At 32.2% G+C, this 13,271-nt stretch carries 22 protein-coding genes; all 22 read left to right on the top strand.

All coding sequences use genetic code 11. The features are described 5' to 3' along the window. Window positions 1-12 precede the first annotated feature (12 nt). Complete coding sequence (rplF, locus tag HMPREF1092_RS11710) at window positions 13-552, top strand: 50S ribosomal protein L6 (RefSeq protein WP_002598887.1); 540 nt, start codon at window positions 13-15, stop codon at window positions 550-552. Between the two features lie 21 nt (window positions 553-573). After that, the gene (rplR, locus tag HMPREF1092_RS11705; RefSeq protein WP_002598886.1) at window positions 574-933 is read left to right on the top strand and encodes a 50S ribosomal protein L18; all 360 of its coding nucleotides are present in this window, start codon (window positions 574-576) and stop codon (window positions 931-933) included. A 20-nt stretch (window positions 934-953) separates the two neighbouring features. After that, the gene (rpsE, locus tag HMPREF1092_RS11700; protein ID WP_002598885.1) at window positions 954-1,451 is read left to right on the top strand and encodes a 30S ribosomal protein S5; all 498 of its coding nucleotides are present in this window, start codon (window positions 954-956) and stop codon (window positions 1,449-1,451) included. Window positions 1,452-1,463: 12 nt separating this feature from the next. Beyond that, window positions 1,464-1,643, top strand: coding sequence for a 50S ribosomal protein L30 (gene rpmD, locus HMPREF1092_RS11695; RefSeq protein ID WP_002598884.1), 180 nt, complete (start codon window positions 1,464-1,466; stop codon window positions 1,641-1,643). Between the two features lie 17 nt (window positions 1,644-1,660). After that, window positions 1,661-2,101: a 50S ribosomal protein L15 gene (gene rplO / locus HMPREF1092_RS11690; RefSeq protein WP_002598883.1), complete on the top strand. Its 441-nt coding sequence runs from the start codon at window positions 1,661-1,663 to the stop codon at window positions 2,099-2,101. A gap of 2 nt (window positions 2,102-2,103) precedes the next feature. Further along, complete coding sequence (gene secY, locus HMPREF1092_RS11685) at window positions 2,104-3,384, top strand: preprotein translocase subunit SecY (protein WP_002598882.1); 1,281 nt, start codon at window positions 2,104-2,106, stop codon at window positions 3,382-3,384. A gap of 24 nt (window positions 3,385-3,408) precedes the next feature. Continuing rightward, window positions 3,409-4,053: an adenylate kinase gene (locus HMPREF1092_RS11680; protein WP_002598881.1), complete on the top strand. Its 645-nt coding sequence runs from the start codon at window positions 3,409-3,411 to the stop codon at window positions 4,051-4,053. A 1-nt stretch (window position 4,054) separates the two neighbouring features. Continuing rightward, window positions 4,055-4,801 (top strand): type I methionyl aminopeptidase, encoded by a 747-nt coding sequence (gene map, locus HMPREF1092_RS11675; protein ID WP_002598880.1) that lies wholly within the window; start codon window positions 4,055-4,057, stop codon window positions 4,799-4,801. A gap of 76 nt (window positions 4,802-4,877) precedes the next feature. Continuing rightward, window positions 4,878-5,159, top strand: a complete 282-nt coding sequence (locus tag HMPREF1092_RS11670; RefSeq protein WP_002598879.1) for a KOW domain-containing RNA-binding protein — start codon at window positions 4,878-4,880, stop codon at window positions 5,157-5,159. Between the two features lie 7 nt (window positions 5,160-5,166). Further along, complete coding sequence (gene infA / locus HMPREF1092_RS11665; protein ID WP_002598878.1) at window positions 5,167-5,385, top strand: translation initiation factor IF-1; 219 nt, start codon at window positions 5,167-5,169, stop codon at window positions 5,383-5,385. Between the two features lie 42 nt (window positions 5,386-5,427). Next, window positions 5,428-5,541, top strand: a complete 114-nt coding sequence (gene rpmJ / locus HMPREF1092_RS11660) for a 50S ribosomal protein L36 (RefSeq protein WP_003373491.1) — start codon at window positions 5,428-5,430, stop codon at window positions 5,539-5,541. Between the two features lie 224 nt (window positions 5,542-5,765). Further along, entirely contained in the window at window positions 5,766-6,131 is a 366-nt protein-coding gene (gene rpsM, locus HMPREF1092_RS11655; protein WP_002598877.1) for a 30S ribosomal protein S13, read from the top strand. 16 nt (window positions 6,132-6,147) lie between these two features. Further along, entirely contained in the window at window positions 6,148-6,537 is a 390-nt protein-coding gene (rpsK, locus tag HMPREF1092_RS11650; RefSeq protein ID WP_002598876.1) for a 30S ribosomal protein S11, read from the top strand. Window positions 6,538-6,566: 29 nt separating this feature from the next. Next, window positions 6,567-7,187, top strand: coding sequence for a 30S ribosomal protein S4 (gene rpsD, locus HMPREF1092_RS11645; protein ID WP_002598875.1), 621 nt, complete (start codon window positions 6,567-6,569; stop codon window positions 7,185-7,187). A 78-nt stretch (window positions 7,188-7,265) separates the two neighbouring features. Then, a complete protein-coding gene (locus HMPREF1092_RS11640; protein WP_002598874.1) occupies window positions 7,266-8,213 on the top strand; it encodes a DNA-directed RNA polymerase subunit alpha in 948 nt (315 codons plus the stop codon). Window positions 8,214-8,225: 12 nt separating this feature from the next. Next, a complete protein-coding gene (gene rplQ / locus HMPREF1092_RS11635; protein WP_002598873.1) occupies window positions 8,226-8,567 on the top strand; it encodes a 50S ribosomal protein L17 in 342 nt (113 codons plus the stop codon). Between the two features lie 292 nt (window positions 8,568-8,859). Beyond that, window positions 8,860-9,714, top strand: coding sequence for an energy-coupling factor transporter ATPase (locus HMPREF1092_RS11630; RefSeq protein ID WP_002598872.1), 855 nt, complete (start codon window positions 8,860-8,862; stop codon window positions 9,712-9,714). Then, on the top strand, window positions 9,699-10,559 hold the full coding sequence (locus HMPREF1092_RS11625) for an energy-coupling factor transporter ATPase (protein ID WP_002598871.1): 861 nt from the start codon (window positions 9,699-9,701) through the stop codon (window positions 10,557-10,559). The genes HMPREF1092_RS11630 and HMPREF1092_RS11625 overlap by 16 nt, the downstream gene beginning before the upstream one ends. A gap of 15 nt (window positions 10,560-10,574) precedes the next feature. After that, a complete protein-coding gene (locus tag HMPREF1092_RS11620; RefSeq protein WP_002598870.1) occupies window positions 10,575-11,375 on the top strand; it encodes an energy-coupling factor transporter transmembrane component T family protein in 801 nt (266 codons plus the stop codon). Further along, window positions 11,375-12,109, top strand: coding sequence for a tRNA pseudouridine(38-40) synthase TruA (gene truA, locus HMPREF1092_RS11615; protein WP_002598869.1), 735 nt, complete (start codon window positions 11,375-11,377; stop codon window positions 12,107-12,109). The genes HMPREF1092_RS11620 and truA overlap by 1 nt, the downstream gene beginning before the upstream one ends. A gap of 168 nt (window positions 12,110-12,277) precedes the next feature. Next, window positions 12,278-12,712, top strand: coding sequence for a 50S ribosomal protein L13 (gene rplM / locus HMPREF1092_RS11610; RefSeq protein WP_002598868.1), 435 nt, complete (start codon window positions 12,278-12,280; stop codon window positions 12,710-12,712). 30 nt (window positions 12,713-12,742) lie between these two features. Then, complete coding sequence (rpsI, locus tag HMPREF1092_RS11605) at window positions 12,743-13,135, top strand: 30S ribosomal protein S9 (protein WP_002598867.1); 393 nt, start codon at window positions 12,743-12,745, stop codon at window positions 13,133-13,135. The last annotated feature ends 136 nt before the right edge of the window (window positions 13,136-13,271 follow it).

Raw genomic sequence — 13,271 nt, 5'->3', positions numbered from 1 at the left:
GGAGGTGCAATTATGTCAAGAGTAGGTAGATTACCAATAGCTATACCTGCTGGCGTAACTGTTACTGTAACACCAGATAACGTTGTTACAGTAAAAGGGCCAAAAGGTGAGCTAGTTGAAGCTATGCACAAAGACATTAATATAGCAGTTGAAAACAACGAAGTAGTTGTTACTAGACATAGCGATGTTAAAGAGCACAGAGCTCTTCATGGATTAACTAGAGCTTTAATAAACAACATGATAATTGGAGTTGAAAAAGGATTCCAAAAAACATTAATATTAAATGGTGTTGGATATAGAGCTCAAAAACAAGGAAGCAAACTTGTAATGAACCTTGGATATTCACATCCAGTTGAAATAGAAGCAATCGAAGGCGTAGAATTCGAAATACCAGAAGCTACTAAAGTAGTTGTAAAAGGAATCAACAAGCAAAGAGTTGGTGAAGCAGCTGCAAAAATCAGATCATGGAGAAAACCTGAACCATACAAAGGTAAAGGAATTAGATACGAAGACGAAGTGATCAGACGTAAAGAAGGTAAAACTGGTAAGTAATAAAAGAAAGGAGTGATTTTTATGTTCAAGAAGGTAGACAGAAAATCAAAAAGACTAAGACGTCACCTTAGAGTACGTAAGAAAGTTTTCGGTACTCCTGAAAGACCAAGACTTTCAGTATATAGAAGTGAGAAAAACATATATGCACAAATTATTGATGATATAAATGCTATAACTTTAGTTTCAGCTTCAAGCTTAGAAAAAGATTTCTCTGCTAAAGGTGGAAATAAAGAAGGCGCTAAATTAGTAGGTGAATTAGTTGCTAAAAAAGCAATTGAAAAAGGATTAACTGAGGTAGTATTCGACAGAGGTGGATATGTATACCATGGTAGAGTTCAAGCATTAGCTGAAGGCGCAAGAGAAGCAGGACTTAAATTCTAATAAAACAAGGAGGGAAATCAATGAGAATCGATCCTAGTACACTAGACCTTAAAGAAAAGGTTGTTAATATAAATAGAGTTACTAAGGTTGTTAAAGGTGGTAGAAACTTCAGATTCGCAGCACTAGTTGTTGTTGGAGACGAAAACGGACACGTTGGAGTTGGTATGGGTAAATCTATCGAAATACCTGAAGCAATCAAAAAAGGAATAGAAGATGCTAAGAAAAATTTAGTTTCAGTTGCAATAGTTGAAAATACTATTCCTCACGAAATACATGGTAAATTTGGAACAAGTGATGTTCTAATAATGCCAGCTAAAGAAGGTACAGGAGTTATCGCTGGTGGACCAGCAAGAATCGTACTTGAATTAGCAGGATTAAAAGATGTTAGAGCTAAATCATTAGGTTCAAATAATCCAAATAACATGGTAAAAGCAACAATCAGCGGATTAGCTAACTTAAGAACAGCAGAAGAAATTGCTAAATTAAGAGGAAAATCTGTTGAGGAAATATTAGGTTAGGGGGAAATTGCAATGGCTAAATTAAGAGTTACATTAGTTAAAAGCTTAATCGGTAGAAAGAAAGACCATATTGCTACTGCTAATGCCCTAGGACTTAAAAAGATCGGTAAAACAGTAGAGCATGAGGGAACTCCTCAAATAAATGGTATGATCAATAAGATAAACTACTTAGTAAAAGTAGAAGAAATATAAGAGGAGGTGCACTTAGTATGAAACTTCATGAATTAAAACCTGCTGCTGGTAGCAGAAAAGCTCCTAAGAGAGTTGGTAGAGGTACTGGTTCAGGGTTAGGAAGAAATGCTGGTAAAGGTGAAAAAGGACAAAACGCTAGATCAGGCGGTGGAGTTAGACCAGGATTCGAAGGAGGTCAAATGCCTTTATACAGAAGACTTCCTAAAAGAGGATTCACTAACATCTTTGCTAAGAAAATCGTTAGCATAAACGTTGATAGATTAAATGTTTTTGAAAACGGAACAGAAGTTACTCCAGAATTATTACTTGAGAGAAGAGTAATATCAAAAGTTATGGATGGAGTTAAAATTCTTGGTAACGGAAATTTAGATAAGAGTATAACTCTTGTAGGATGTAATTTCTCAAAATCTGCTAAAGAGAAGATCGAAGCAGCTGGAGGAAAAGTTGAGGTGAAATAATAATGCTATCAACCCTACGTAATGCCTGGAAAGTTCCAGAGTTGAGAAAAAGATTTTACTGGACAATATTTTTAGTAGCAATTTTCAGGATAGGAAGTCATATTCCTGTTCCTGGGATTAGCACAGAATATTTAAAGCAAATGGCTCAATCTGGTAGTCTAGTTGGCTTCTACGATTTAATATCTGGAGGAGCCTTCAGTAGATTTAGTATTTTTGCATTGGGAGTAATGCCATACATCAATGCATCTATCATAATGCAGTTGTTAACAATTGCTATACCTTCTCTTGAACAACTTTCAAAAGAAGGGGAAGAAGGAAGAAAAAAGATACAAAATATAACTAGATATGTATCTATGATTATATCAGTAATTCTTGCAATTGGGATGTTTATGACTATATCAAGAGTTCCAGGAGCAACAGCAGGTATGAAAACAGAACAAATTATTATTGTCATACTTGCATTAATTGTTGGGTCAACTTTTTGTATGTGGTTAGGTGATCAGATAACAGTAAAAGGTTTTGGAAATGGTATTTCAATATTGATTTTCATAAACATTATTTCTAGATTACCTATGGAATTAAACTCAATCTTAATGCTAAAAAGCCAAAATGAAATTAGCATAGTTGAAGTTGTATTATTTATAGTTTTTGCTCTTGTGGCATTAGCTGTAGTAATATATTTCTCTCTAGCAGAGAGAAGAATTCCTGTTCAATATGCAGGAAAAGCTGTTGGAAATAAGATGACAAAAGCTCAATCAACTCACATACCTTTAAGTATTGTTGGTTCTGCAGTTATTGCGATCATATTTGCAATGTCTGTTATGCAATTTCCACCAACTATAGCTGGATTTTTCCCAGATAAGTCATGGTCTATCTGGATAAGAAGTAATAGCATGAGTATATTTAATACTCAAACTTGGATGTATCCAGTTGTTTATGCTATATTAACAATCTTCTTTACATGGTTCTATACTCAGGTTACGTTTAAGCCAGATGAGATGTCAGAAAATCTGCATAAATCTGCTGGATTTATTCCAGGAATAAGACCTGGTGAACCTACAACAGAATACTTTGAAAAAGTTTTAAATAGAGTCTCAGTTATTGGGGGTATATTTGCAGCTATATTAGCTGTAACACCTATATTGATTTCAAATTATAGTTCACTTAAAGGTGTTCAATTTGGAGGAACAGCACTTTTAATTGTAGTAAGTGTTGCATTAGACTTTATGAGAAGACTTGAGTCTCAATTAGTGATGAGACATTACAAAGGATTCCTTAAATAAGAATTAATAATGGAGATGATGCCAGTGAAGATTATATTATTAGGTCCTCCTGGAGCAGGTAAGGGAACACAGGCAAAATCAATTAGTAATAGATATTCAATACCTCACATTTCAACTGGAGATATTTTCAGAAAGAATATTTCTGAAAACACTCCATTAGGGGTAGAGGCAAAGAAATATATTGATAATGGGCAGTTAGTTCCAGATTCCGTTACTATAGACATGGTAAAGGATAGACTTCAACATGATGACTGTAAAAAAGGATATCTACTAGATGGATTTCCAAGAACAGTTGCTCAAGCTGAAGCTTTACAAGAATTCTTAGATAGTAGAAATGAAAAACTAGATACAGCATTATGTATTGAAGTACCTAGTGAGTTTATACTTGAAAGAATGACAGGTAGAAGAGTTTGTCCATCATGTGGAGCAAGTTATCACATTAAATTTAACCCACCAGCGGTAGAAGGAAAATGTGATGTTTGTGGAAGTGATGTTATACAAAGAAAAGATGATACAGTAGATACTGTAAAAGAAAGACTTGATGTATATGAAAGACAAACACAACCACTAATTGATTTTTATAAAGACAAAAATTTACTTTCAACTGTTGATGGAACTCAAGCTATTAATTCAGTTTTTGAAAGTATCTGCAAAGTTTTAGGAGAATAAGATGATATTCAGAAAGAATGAATCTGAAATTTCTAAAATGAGAGCTGCAGGAATAGTAGTAGGTAAAACACTTCTACTATTAGAGAAAAATATTAAGCCTGGTATAAGCACTGCAGAATTAAATAGGTTAGCAGATGAGTTCATAACTAAGCAAGGAGCCAAACCTTCCTTTAAAGGATTGTACGGATTTCCAGCAGCACTATGTATTTCTGTAAATAATGAAATTATTCATGGAATACCAGGAGAATATATCCTCAAAAATGGAGATATTGTAAGTATTGATTGTGGAGCTTACTTAGATGGGTTTCATAGTGATGCGGCTAGGACATTTCCAGTTGGGGAAGTAACCGAAGAAGCTTTAAAACTTATTGAGGTTACAAAGCAATCTTTCTTTGAAGGTGTGAAATACGCTAGAGTAGGAAATAGATTGTCAGATGTATCACATGCAATACAGAGTTATGCTGAAAAATATAATTTTTCAGTGGTTAGAAATTTTGTAGGGCACGGGATAGGCAGAGATCTACATGAAGATCCTGAAGTACCTAATTTCGGTAATCCAGGTAAAGGTCCAATTTTAAGAGAGGGTATGGTTTTAGCTATAGAACCAATGATAAATGTTGGATCATTTAGAAATAAGACTCTCAAAGATGGTTGGACGGTTGTAACAAGTGATGGAAGCCTATCAGCACATTACGAAAATACAGTTGCAATATTATCAGATGGACCCGAAATACTAACACTAATTTAAAAACAAGTGTTGCTTAGTTATAAATTTGCATAGAGTTATGCTGTTTATATCTAAGGTAATCATCGAGGTGAATAATTTGCAAAACAATGACTTGATTGGGAAAGTGGTACTTTCTTTATCTGGTAGAGATAAAGATCATTTATATATAGTAATAGATTCTGATAAAGCCGAGAATTTATTACTAGCAAACGGAAAGAATAAAACTGTGAGCAATCCAAAAAAGAAAAATATTAAGCATTTATCTTTTATAGATGATATAGATGATGAACTTAAGACTACCATTATAGATAATAAGAAAAATGCTGACTTAAAGATTAAGAGGTTTCTAAAATTAAGATACATTGTTAAGGAGGGTTGATTACCTTATGTCAAAAGATGATGTTATAGAAATGCAAGGTGTGGTTTTAGAATCACTACCAAATGCAACATTTCAAGTTGAACTTGAAAGTGGGCATAAAATTCTAGCACATATATCAGGAAAATTAAGAATGAACTTCATAAGAATTTTACCAGGTGATAAAGTTACTGTAGAACTTTCACCATATGATTTAACTAAAGGTAGAATTACTTGGAGAGCAAAATAAGATAGGATAGGATCCTATGCAATACTACAAGGAGGGTTAGCGATGAAAGTAAGACCATCAGTTAAGCCTATTTGCGAAAAGTGCAAAGTAATAAAAAGAAAAGGAAGAGTAATGGTTATCTGTGAAAATCCTAAGCACAAGCAAAAACAAGGCTAATATAGAGTATTAGGCAAAAAATACAGTTTAAGTATTTAAAATTAGTTGACTTTTTATTAAAAGTCAAATATGATTATATAGGCATTTAATTCAATAATTAGATTTTAGGGCGGCTGACAATAGGGGAACAAATTCTCACTATTGGCCTAAAATTTTATTATATATATTTTTAAAATTATCATATAGATAATAGGCATTTCAATTACCAGGAGGTGTAAATTTTAATGGCAAGAATAGCAGGTATTGACCTACCAAGAGAAAAAAGAGTTGAAATAGGTTTAACTTACATTTACGGAATTGGGTTACCTACTTCACATAAGATATTAGCAACAACAGGAATCAATCCTGATACAAGAGTTAAAGACTTAACAGAAGACGAAGTTAATGCTTTAAGAACTTACATTAAGGAACTTACTATTGAAGGTGACTTAAGAAGAGAAGTTGCTCTAAATATCAAGAGATTAGTTGAAATTGGTTGTTATAGAGGAATTAGACATAGAAAAGGTCTTCCATTAAGAGGACAAAAAACTAAGACTAATGCGAGAACAAGAAAAGGTCCTAAGAAGACTATCGCAAATAAGAAGAAATAGTTAAGGAGGGAAGGCAATGGCAAAGGTTAAAAAGACTAGAAGAAGAAAAGAAAGAAAAAATGTTGAGCACGGTGCTGCACACATAAAGTCAACATTCAATAACTCAATAGTTACTTTAACAGATGCAGCTGGAAATGCATTATCATGGTCAAGTGCTGGAGCTCTAGGCTTCAAAGGATCAAGAAAAAGCACTCCATTTGCAGCTCAAATGGCAGCAGAAACTGCAGCTAAAATAGCAATGGAACACGGATTAAAGAGCATAGAGGTTTATGTTAAAGGACCTGGAGCTGGAAGAGAAGCAGCTATCAGATCATTACAAGCAGCAGGATTAGAAGTAACATTAATAAAAGACGTTACTCCAATTCCACACAATGGATGTAGACCACCAAAAAGAAGAAGAGTCTAGTATCGATTCAAAATAGGAGGTGTAATTAAATGGCAAGATATACTGGAGCTACATGTAGATTATGTAGAAGAGAAGGTATGAAATTATTCCTTAAAGGGGATAGATGTTATACAGATAAATGTGCTGTTGTTAGAAGAAGTTATGCACCAGGACAACACGGAGCAGCTAGAAAGAAATTATCTAACTACGGTGTACAACTAAGAGAAAAGCAAAAAGCTAGAAGAATATACGGTGTACTAGAAGGTCAATTCAGATCATACTATGAAAAAGCTGAACACATGAAAGGTATCACTGGGGAAAACTTATTAAAGTTATTAGAATTAAGATTAGATAACGTTGTATATAGATTAGGTTACGGAGCTTCAAGAAGTGAAGCAAGACAATTAGTTAACCACGGACATTTCTTAGTAAATGGTAAAAAAGTTGATATAGCTTCATACAAAGTAGCTGTAAATGACATAATTACTGTTTGCGAAAAGAGCAGAGGAAGCGAAAAGTTCAAAACTTTTGTTGAAAATCCAAAGACTTTACCAAAATGGTTAGAAGCTAACGTTGAAAACTACGAAGGCAAAGTAGTTGCTATGCCAGAAAGAGAAGACATTGACGTACCAGTTAATGAAACTCTTATCGTTGAGTTATATAGCAAATAATTGAAGTATTTGTTTTAAGCAGATATGAATCAGTTGCCCTCAAATAAGGTTGCCATTTTAAAATAAAGGAGGGTTCGTATGTTAGAAATCGAAAAGCCAATAATTGAATGTGTAGAAGCAAGTGAAGATGGTACTTATGGTAAGTACTGTGTTGAACCACTTGAAAGAGGATATGGTATAACTCTAGGAAATGCTCTTAGAAGAATATTATTATCATCTTTACCAGGTGCAGCAGTTACTTCAGTTAAAATTGATGGAGTACTTCATGAGTTCTCTACTATCCAAGGAGTTAAAGAAGATGTTACTGAAATAATTCTTAACATCAAAGCTTTAGCTTTAAGAATGAATGGTGAAGGTCCAAAAACTATTTATATAGATGCAAAAGGGCCAGGTGTTGTTACAGGAGCAGATATAAAAACTGACGGAGATGTTGAAGTTGTTAATAAAGACTTACATATTGCAACTTTAGACAATGATGGAAGACTTTATATGGAGCTTACTGTTAATAGAGGTAGAGGATATGTTACTCAAAATAAAAATAAGAGTGATGAATTACCAATCTCAGCTATCGCTGTAGATTCTATATATACACCAGTAAAAAGAGTTAACTTTAAAGTTGAAAATACTAGAGTAGGTCAAATTACTGATTATGATAAGTTAACTTTAGAAATCTGGACAGATGGAACTGTTAAAATTGATGAGGCTATAAGCTTATCAGCTAAAATTTTAATAGAACATTTCAAACTGTTCATGTCATTAACTGACAACACTAATGATGTTGAGATAATGATAGAAAAAGAAGAAGATAAGAAGGAAAAAGTACTAGAAATGACTGTAGAAGAACTTGATTTATCAGTTAGATCATATAACTGTTTAAAGAGAGCTGGAATTAATACAGTTCAAGAACTTGCTCAGAGATCTATGGATGATATGATGAAAGTTAGAAATCTAGGAAAGAAATCCTTAGAAGAAGTTGAAAAGAAACTTAAAGAATTAGGGTTAAGTTTAAAATTAAGCGACGAGTAAGGAGGTAAATCCATGGCACAACAACGTAAGTTAGGTCTTCCTACTGATCAAAGAAGAGCTATGTTAAGAGGTCTTGTAACTAGTTTTTTAAAGTATGGTAAGATTGAAACAACTGAAACTAGAGCAAAAGAAACTAGACGTATAGCAGAAAAGATGATAACTCTTGCTAAGAGAGGAGATCTTCACGCTAGAAGACAAGTTTTAGCTTTTGTTCAAGAAGAATTAGTAGTTAAAAATTTATTTGATAAAATAGCTCCACAATACACTGAAAGAAACGGTGGATATACTAGAATCATTAAAAAAGGTCCTAGAAGAGGAGACGGAGCTGAAGTAGTTATACTTGAATTAGTATAATTATTTCAGAAAGGGGATTAAGTTTTTACTTAATCCCCCTTTTTTATATGAAAAAATAATTAAAGAATATTCGAAAAATTTTAAATAGCTAGATTTTAGTATATAATGTGATTAAGAAATAAATTATTATTTATATACTTGGAATAAAATAATGTTAAATTTTATTAGTGAGATTATTTATGATTGATTTTTGTATAAATTAAATTAAATAATTCATTAATAAAATTTAATTTTTAATCAATTAAAATTAATATATATTTATAATTTAAATTGAATTTAGTTGGAGGTATTTATGTCTAGAGAAGATATGATTAAATGTGAAAAGCTATCTTTTAAATACACAACAGATGAAGAAAATGGAGTAGTTGAAAAGTATGCTATTAAAGATATAGATTTAACAGTTAAAAAAGGAGAATTTTTAGTTGTATTAGGACACAATGGTTCAGGAAAATCAACTGTTGCCAAACATATGAATGCATTGCTTATTCCATCTTCAGGTACTATTTATGTTGATGGATTAGACACTAAAAATGAGGAAAATGTTTGGACTGTTAGATCTAAAGCAGGAATGGTTTTTCAAAATCCGGATAACCAAATGGTTGCAACTATTGTTGAAGAGGATGTTGCATTTGGACCAGAGAATTTAGGAATAGATCCTAAAGAGATTAGAAAACGTGTAGATGAAAGTTTAGAAAAGGTCGGAATGAGTGAGTATAAAAGACATGCTCCGCATCTTTTGTCAGGAGGACAAAAGCAAAGGGTAGCAATAGCTGGTATATTAGCTATGCAGCCGGAATGTATAATTTTTGATGAACCAACAGCTATGTTAGATCCATCAGGAAGAAGAGAAGTACTTGAAAACATAAAAGAAATAAATAAAGAACATGGAATTACTGTTGTTCTTATAACACATTATATGGATGAAGCAGCGCAAGCAGATAGAGTTGTTGTTATAGATGGTGGGAGTGTAGTATTAGAAGGAAAGCCTAAACAAGTATTTTCAAATGTTGAAAAGATGAAAAGTTTAGGATTAGATGTACCACAAGTAACTGAAATTGTATATGAACTTAATAAAAAAGGTTTTAATTTAGATAAAGAAATTTTAAATGTAGATGAAATGGTGGATGCGTTATGTCAATTAAAATAGAAAATTTAAAACATGTTTATATGCCAGGAAGTCCTTTTGAAAAAACTGCTCTAGAAGATGTAAATCTTGATATTAAGACTGGAGAGTTTATAACTCTAATAGGTCATACTGGCTCAGGAAAGTCTACTCTTATACAGCATATGAATGGACTTTTAGAAGCAACTGAAGGAAAAATAATAATTGATGGAGAGGATATAACAGCAAAAGGCACTAAACTTTCTGATGTTAGAAAAAAAGTTGGGCTTGTATTTCAATATCCTGAATATCAATTATTTGAAGAAACTATAGAAAAAGATATTCAATATGGACCAAGAAATTTAGGACTTAGTGAAGAAGAAATCTTTAAAAGAGTAAAGAAATCTATGGAAATGGTTGGTTTAGATTATGATACTTATAAAGATAAATCACCTTTTGATTTAAGTGGTGGACAAAAAAGAAGAGTGGCAATAGCAGGAGTTATTGCTATGGAACCCAAAACACTTATATTAGATGAACCTACTGCAGGATTAGATCCTAAAGGTAGAGATGATATATTAAATCAAATACAAATACTGCATAAGCAATATGGAATGACTATAATACTAGTTAGTCATAGTATGGAAGATGTAGGCAGAATAGCTGAACGAATAATAGTTATGAATAAAGGGAGAGTTGCTCTTCAAGGTACACCAGGAGAAGTTTTTAAAGAGATAGATACTTTAGAAGCTATTGGACTTGGAGTTCCACAGGTTACTTATTTAGCTAAAAAGCTTAGAGATAAAGGATATCCTATAAGAGAGGATGTTTATACTATAGAGCAATGTAAAGAAGAACTAATTAGAATTTTTAGAGAAAATAATGCTTAGAGGGGAGAAAGATTTGTGATAAAGGATATAACAATAGGACAATATATTCCTGGAGAGAGTTTTGTCCATAAATTAGACCCAAGAACTAAAATAATAATATCAATATTATTTATTGCAGTATTATTTATTATAAATAAATTTGTTGGATATATCTTTGTAGTAGCTTTTTTAGCAGCTATAATAATAAATTCAAAAGTACCAGTTAATTTTATATTAAAAGGACTTAAGCCAGTTATATTTTTGGTAATTTTGACATCAGTTCTTAATATTTTTATGATAAAAGGTACTCCAAATAGTTTATTATTCCATTTTAAGTTTATAAGTATATATAAAGAAGGACTTGTAACAGCTGGTTTTATGGCATTAAGATTAATTTTCTTAGTTGCAGGTACATCTCTTTTAACTTTAACAACATCACCAATAGAATTAACTGATGGTATGGAATACTTATTAAGACCAATAGGAAAGGAATTATCACATGAGCTTGCCATGATGATGACAATAGCTCTTAGATTTATTCCTACATTAATAGATGAAACTGATAAAATAATGAAAGCACAAAAAGCAAGAGGCGCTGATTTTGATACAGGTGGTATTATAAAGAAAGCAAAAAGCCTCGTGCCTTTATTGATTCCGCTTTTCATAAGTTCGTTTAGACGTGCAGATGAACTTGCTATGGCAATGGAAGCAAGATGTTATAGAGGTGGAAGTGGAAGAACTAGAATGAAGAAGCTTATGTTTACTAATAAAGATATTATAGCCACTATAGTATTTATAATTTTATTTGTAATAAGTATAGGTGTGAGGTTTATATAATGAGAAATATAAAGTTAACTATTGAATATGATGGTACACTTTACTCAGGATGGCAGAAGCAAAATAATGCAAAAACTATACAAGAAACTATTGAGAAAGCCTTAAGTAAAATACTTAAGGCTGAAGTTTCTATTACGGGAAGTTCTAGAACAGATTCAGGAGTCCATGCAAAAGGAATGGTTGCTAACTTTTTTACTGATTCTAGAATACCAGCAGAAAAGTTTAGAGAGGCTATAAATACAAAGTTACCTGATGATATAGCTATAATAAAATCAGAAGAGGTAGATTTAGATTTTCATGCGAGATATTTAAGTAAAGGGAAAACATATTGTTATACTATTATTAACAGATATGAGAAAGTAGCTCTTTATAAAAATTATAGTCATCATGTAAGAGAAAAATTAGATTTGGAGCTTATGAATAAATGTTGTAAGATGTTTATTGGAAAGCATGATTTTTCAGCTTTTAAGACCGCAGGAAGCTCTGTAAAGACATCTGTGAGAACTATAAGTGATTTACATATAGAAAAAGAAGATGATTTTATAAAAATTTATGTAACAGCTGATGGTTTTTTATATAATATGGTAAGAATAATAGTAGGAACTTTAATTGAAGTTGGCCAAAATAAACGTAGCATTGAAACTGTTAAAAAGGCTATAAATAGTTGTAATAGAGAAGATGCAGGGTACTGTGTTCCGCCAAATGGATTAATATTAGAAAAAGTTTATTATTAATTAAAAAAAATAATAGAAATTTGTTGACACGCCCGTAAGCGTGTATTATAATAATGTATGTTTGTTAGAATATTTATGTATTAGAGATCCAATAAACCTGGATCTTGACATAAATGCGGAACTTTAAAAAGTAAAGCACACAATGTAAGTTCAGGGAGGGAAATGAAGATGAAATCATACATTGCAAAAGCACAAGACGTTCAAAGAAATTGGTATGTTATTGACGCTGCTGGTAAGCCATTAGGAAGAGTTGCTAGCCAAGTTGCTTCAATACTAAGAGGAAAAAATAAACCAACATTTACACCAAATGTTGACTGTGGAGATTTCGTAATAGTTATCAACGCAGAAAAAGTTGTTTTAACTGGTAAGAAGTTAGATCAAAAAATGTTAAGAAAACACAGCTTATACGCTGGTGGATTAAAAGAAACTCCATACAGAGAAGTATTAGAAAAGAAACCTGAATTCGCTTTTGAAGAAGCTGTAAGAAGAATGCTTCCAAGCGGTGTTTTAGGAAGAAAAATGTTAAAGAAACTAAATGTGTACAGAGGTGAAGAGCACAATCACGCAGCTCAAAAACCAGAAGTACTTGAGTTAAAATACTAATTTGAAAGACGCTCGGGAGGAGGAGTTATAATGGCAAAAGTTCAATACATGGGAACTGGTAGAAGAAAAAAATCAGTTGCAAGAGTAAGACTAGTACCTGGAAATGGTAAAGTAGTTATAAATAAAAGAGACAGTGAAAATTATTTTGGTTTAGAAACTTTAAGAGTTATAGTTAACCAACCATTAGTTTTAACTGGAACTAAAGAAAAATTTGACGTATTAGTTAACGTTCACGGTGGTGGATTCACAGGTCAAGCTGGAGCTATCAGACACGGAATAGCTAGAGCGTTAGTTAAATCAGACGAAGCTTTAAAATCAGAATTAAAGAAAGCTGGATTCTTAACAAGAGACCCAAGAATGGTTGAAAGAAAGAAATACGGTCTTAAAAAAGCAAGAAGAGCTCCACAATTCTCAAAAAGATAATTTGTTGGACTCAAGAAAAAGAGAGCATATTATATATGCTCTTTTTTTTATGAGTTTGGGATTATATAAATTAATAGTTAATAAATAAGTGTAATGTTTATTATGTAAAATTCTAAAAAAACTTATTCTTACAAGA

The sequence above is a fragment of the Clostridium thermobutyricum genome, assembly GCF_000371465.1.
Classification (GTDB): Bacteria; Bacillota; Clostridia; order Clostridiales; family Clostridiaceae; genus Clostridium; species Clostridium thermobutyricum.
This window is presented reverse-complemented; position numbering and strand designations above follow the sequence as displayed.

Bases quoted from the DNA above. Each gene is read 5' to 3' on its own strand.
- HMPREF1092_RS11640 (WP_002598874.1), top strand. From the start codon at position 7,266: ATGTTAGAAATCGAAAAGCCAATAATTGAATGTGTAGAAGCAAGTGAA.
- HMPREF1092_RS11625 (WP_002598871.1), top strand. From the start codon at position 9,699: ATGTCAATTAAAATAGAAAATTTAAAACATGTTTATATGCCAGGAAGT.
- rpmD (WP_002598884.1), top strand. From the start codon at position 1,464: ATGGCTAAATTAAGAGTTACATTAGTTAAAAGCTTAATCGGTAGAAAG.
- rpsK (WP_002598876.1), top strand. From the start codon at position 6,148: ATGGCAAAGGTTAAAAAGACTAGAAGAAGAAAAGAAAGAAAAAATGTT.
- rplR (WP_002598886.1), top strand. From the start codon at position 574: ATGTTCAAGAAGGTAGACAGAAAATCAAAAAGACTAAGACGTCACCTT.
- rpsD (WP_002598875.1), top strand. From the start codon at position 6,567: ATGGCAAGATATACTGGAGCTACATGTAGATTATGTAGAAGAGAAGGT.
- rplO (WP_002598883.1), top strand. From the start codon at position 1,661: ATGAAACTTCATGAATTAAAACCTGCTGCTGGTAGCAGAAAAGCTCCT.
- rpmJ (WP_003373491.1), top strand. From the start codon at position 5,428: ATGAAAGTAAGACCATCAGTTAAGCCTATTTGCGAAAAGTGCAAAGTA.
- rpsM (WP_002598877.1), top strand. From the start codon at position 5,766: ATGGCAAGAATAGCAGGTATTGACCTACCAAGAGAAAAAAGAGTTGAA.
- map (WP_002598880.1), top strand. From the start codon at position 4,055: ATGATATTCAGAAAGAATGAATCTGAAATTTCTAAAATGAGAGCTGCA.
- rplF (WP_002598887.1), top strand. From the start codon at position 13: ATGTCAAGAGTAGGTAGATTACCAATAGCTATACCTGCTGGCGTAACT.
- rplQ (WP_002598873.1), top strand. From the start codon at position 8,226: ATGGCACAACAACGTAAGTTAGGTCTTCCTACTGATCAAAGAAGAGCT.
- secY (WP_002598882.1), top strand. From the start codon at position 2,104: ATGCTATCAACCCTACGTAATGCCTGGAAAGTTCCAGAGTTGAGAAAA.
- HMPREF1092_RS11630 (WP_002598872.1), top strand. From the start codon at position 8,860: ATGTCTAGAGAAGATATGATTAAATGTGAAAAGCTATCTTTTAAATAC.
- truA (WP_002598869.1), top strand. From the start codon at position 11,375: ATGAGAAATATAAAGTTAACTATTGAATATGATGGTACACTTTACTCA.
- rpsI (WP_002598867.1), top strand. From the start codon at position 12,743: ATGGCAAAAGTTCAATACATGGGAACTGGTAGAAGAAAAAAATCAGTT.
- rplM (WP_002598868.1), top strand. From the start codon at position 12,278: ATGAAATCATACATTGCAAAAGCACAAGACGTTCAAAGAAATTGGTAT.
- infA (WP_002598878.1), top strand. From the start codon at position 5,167: ATGTCAAAAGATGATGTTATAGAAATGCAAGGTGTGGTTTTAGAATCA.
- rpsE (WP_002598885.1), top strand. From the start codon at position 954: ATGAGAATCGATCCTAGTACACTAGACCTTAAAGAAAAGGTTGTTAAT.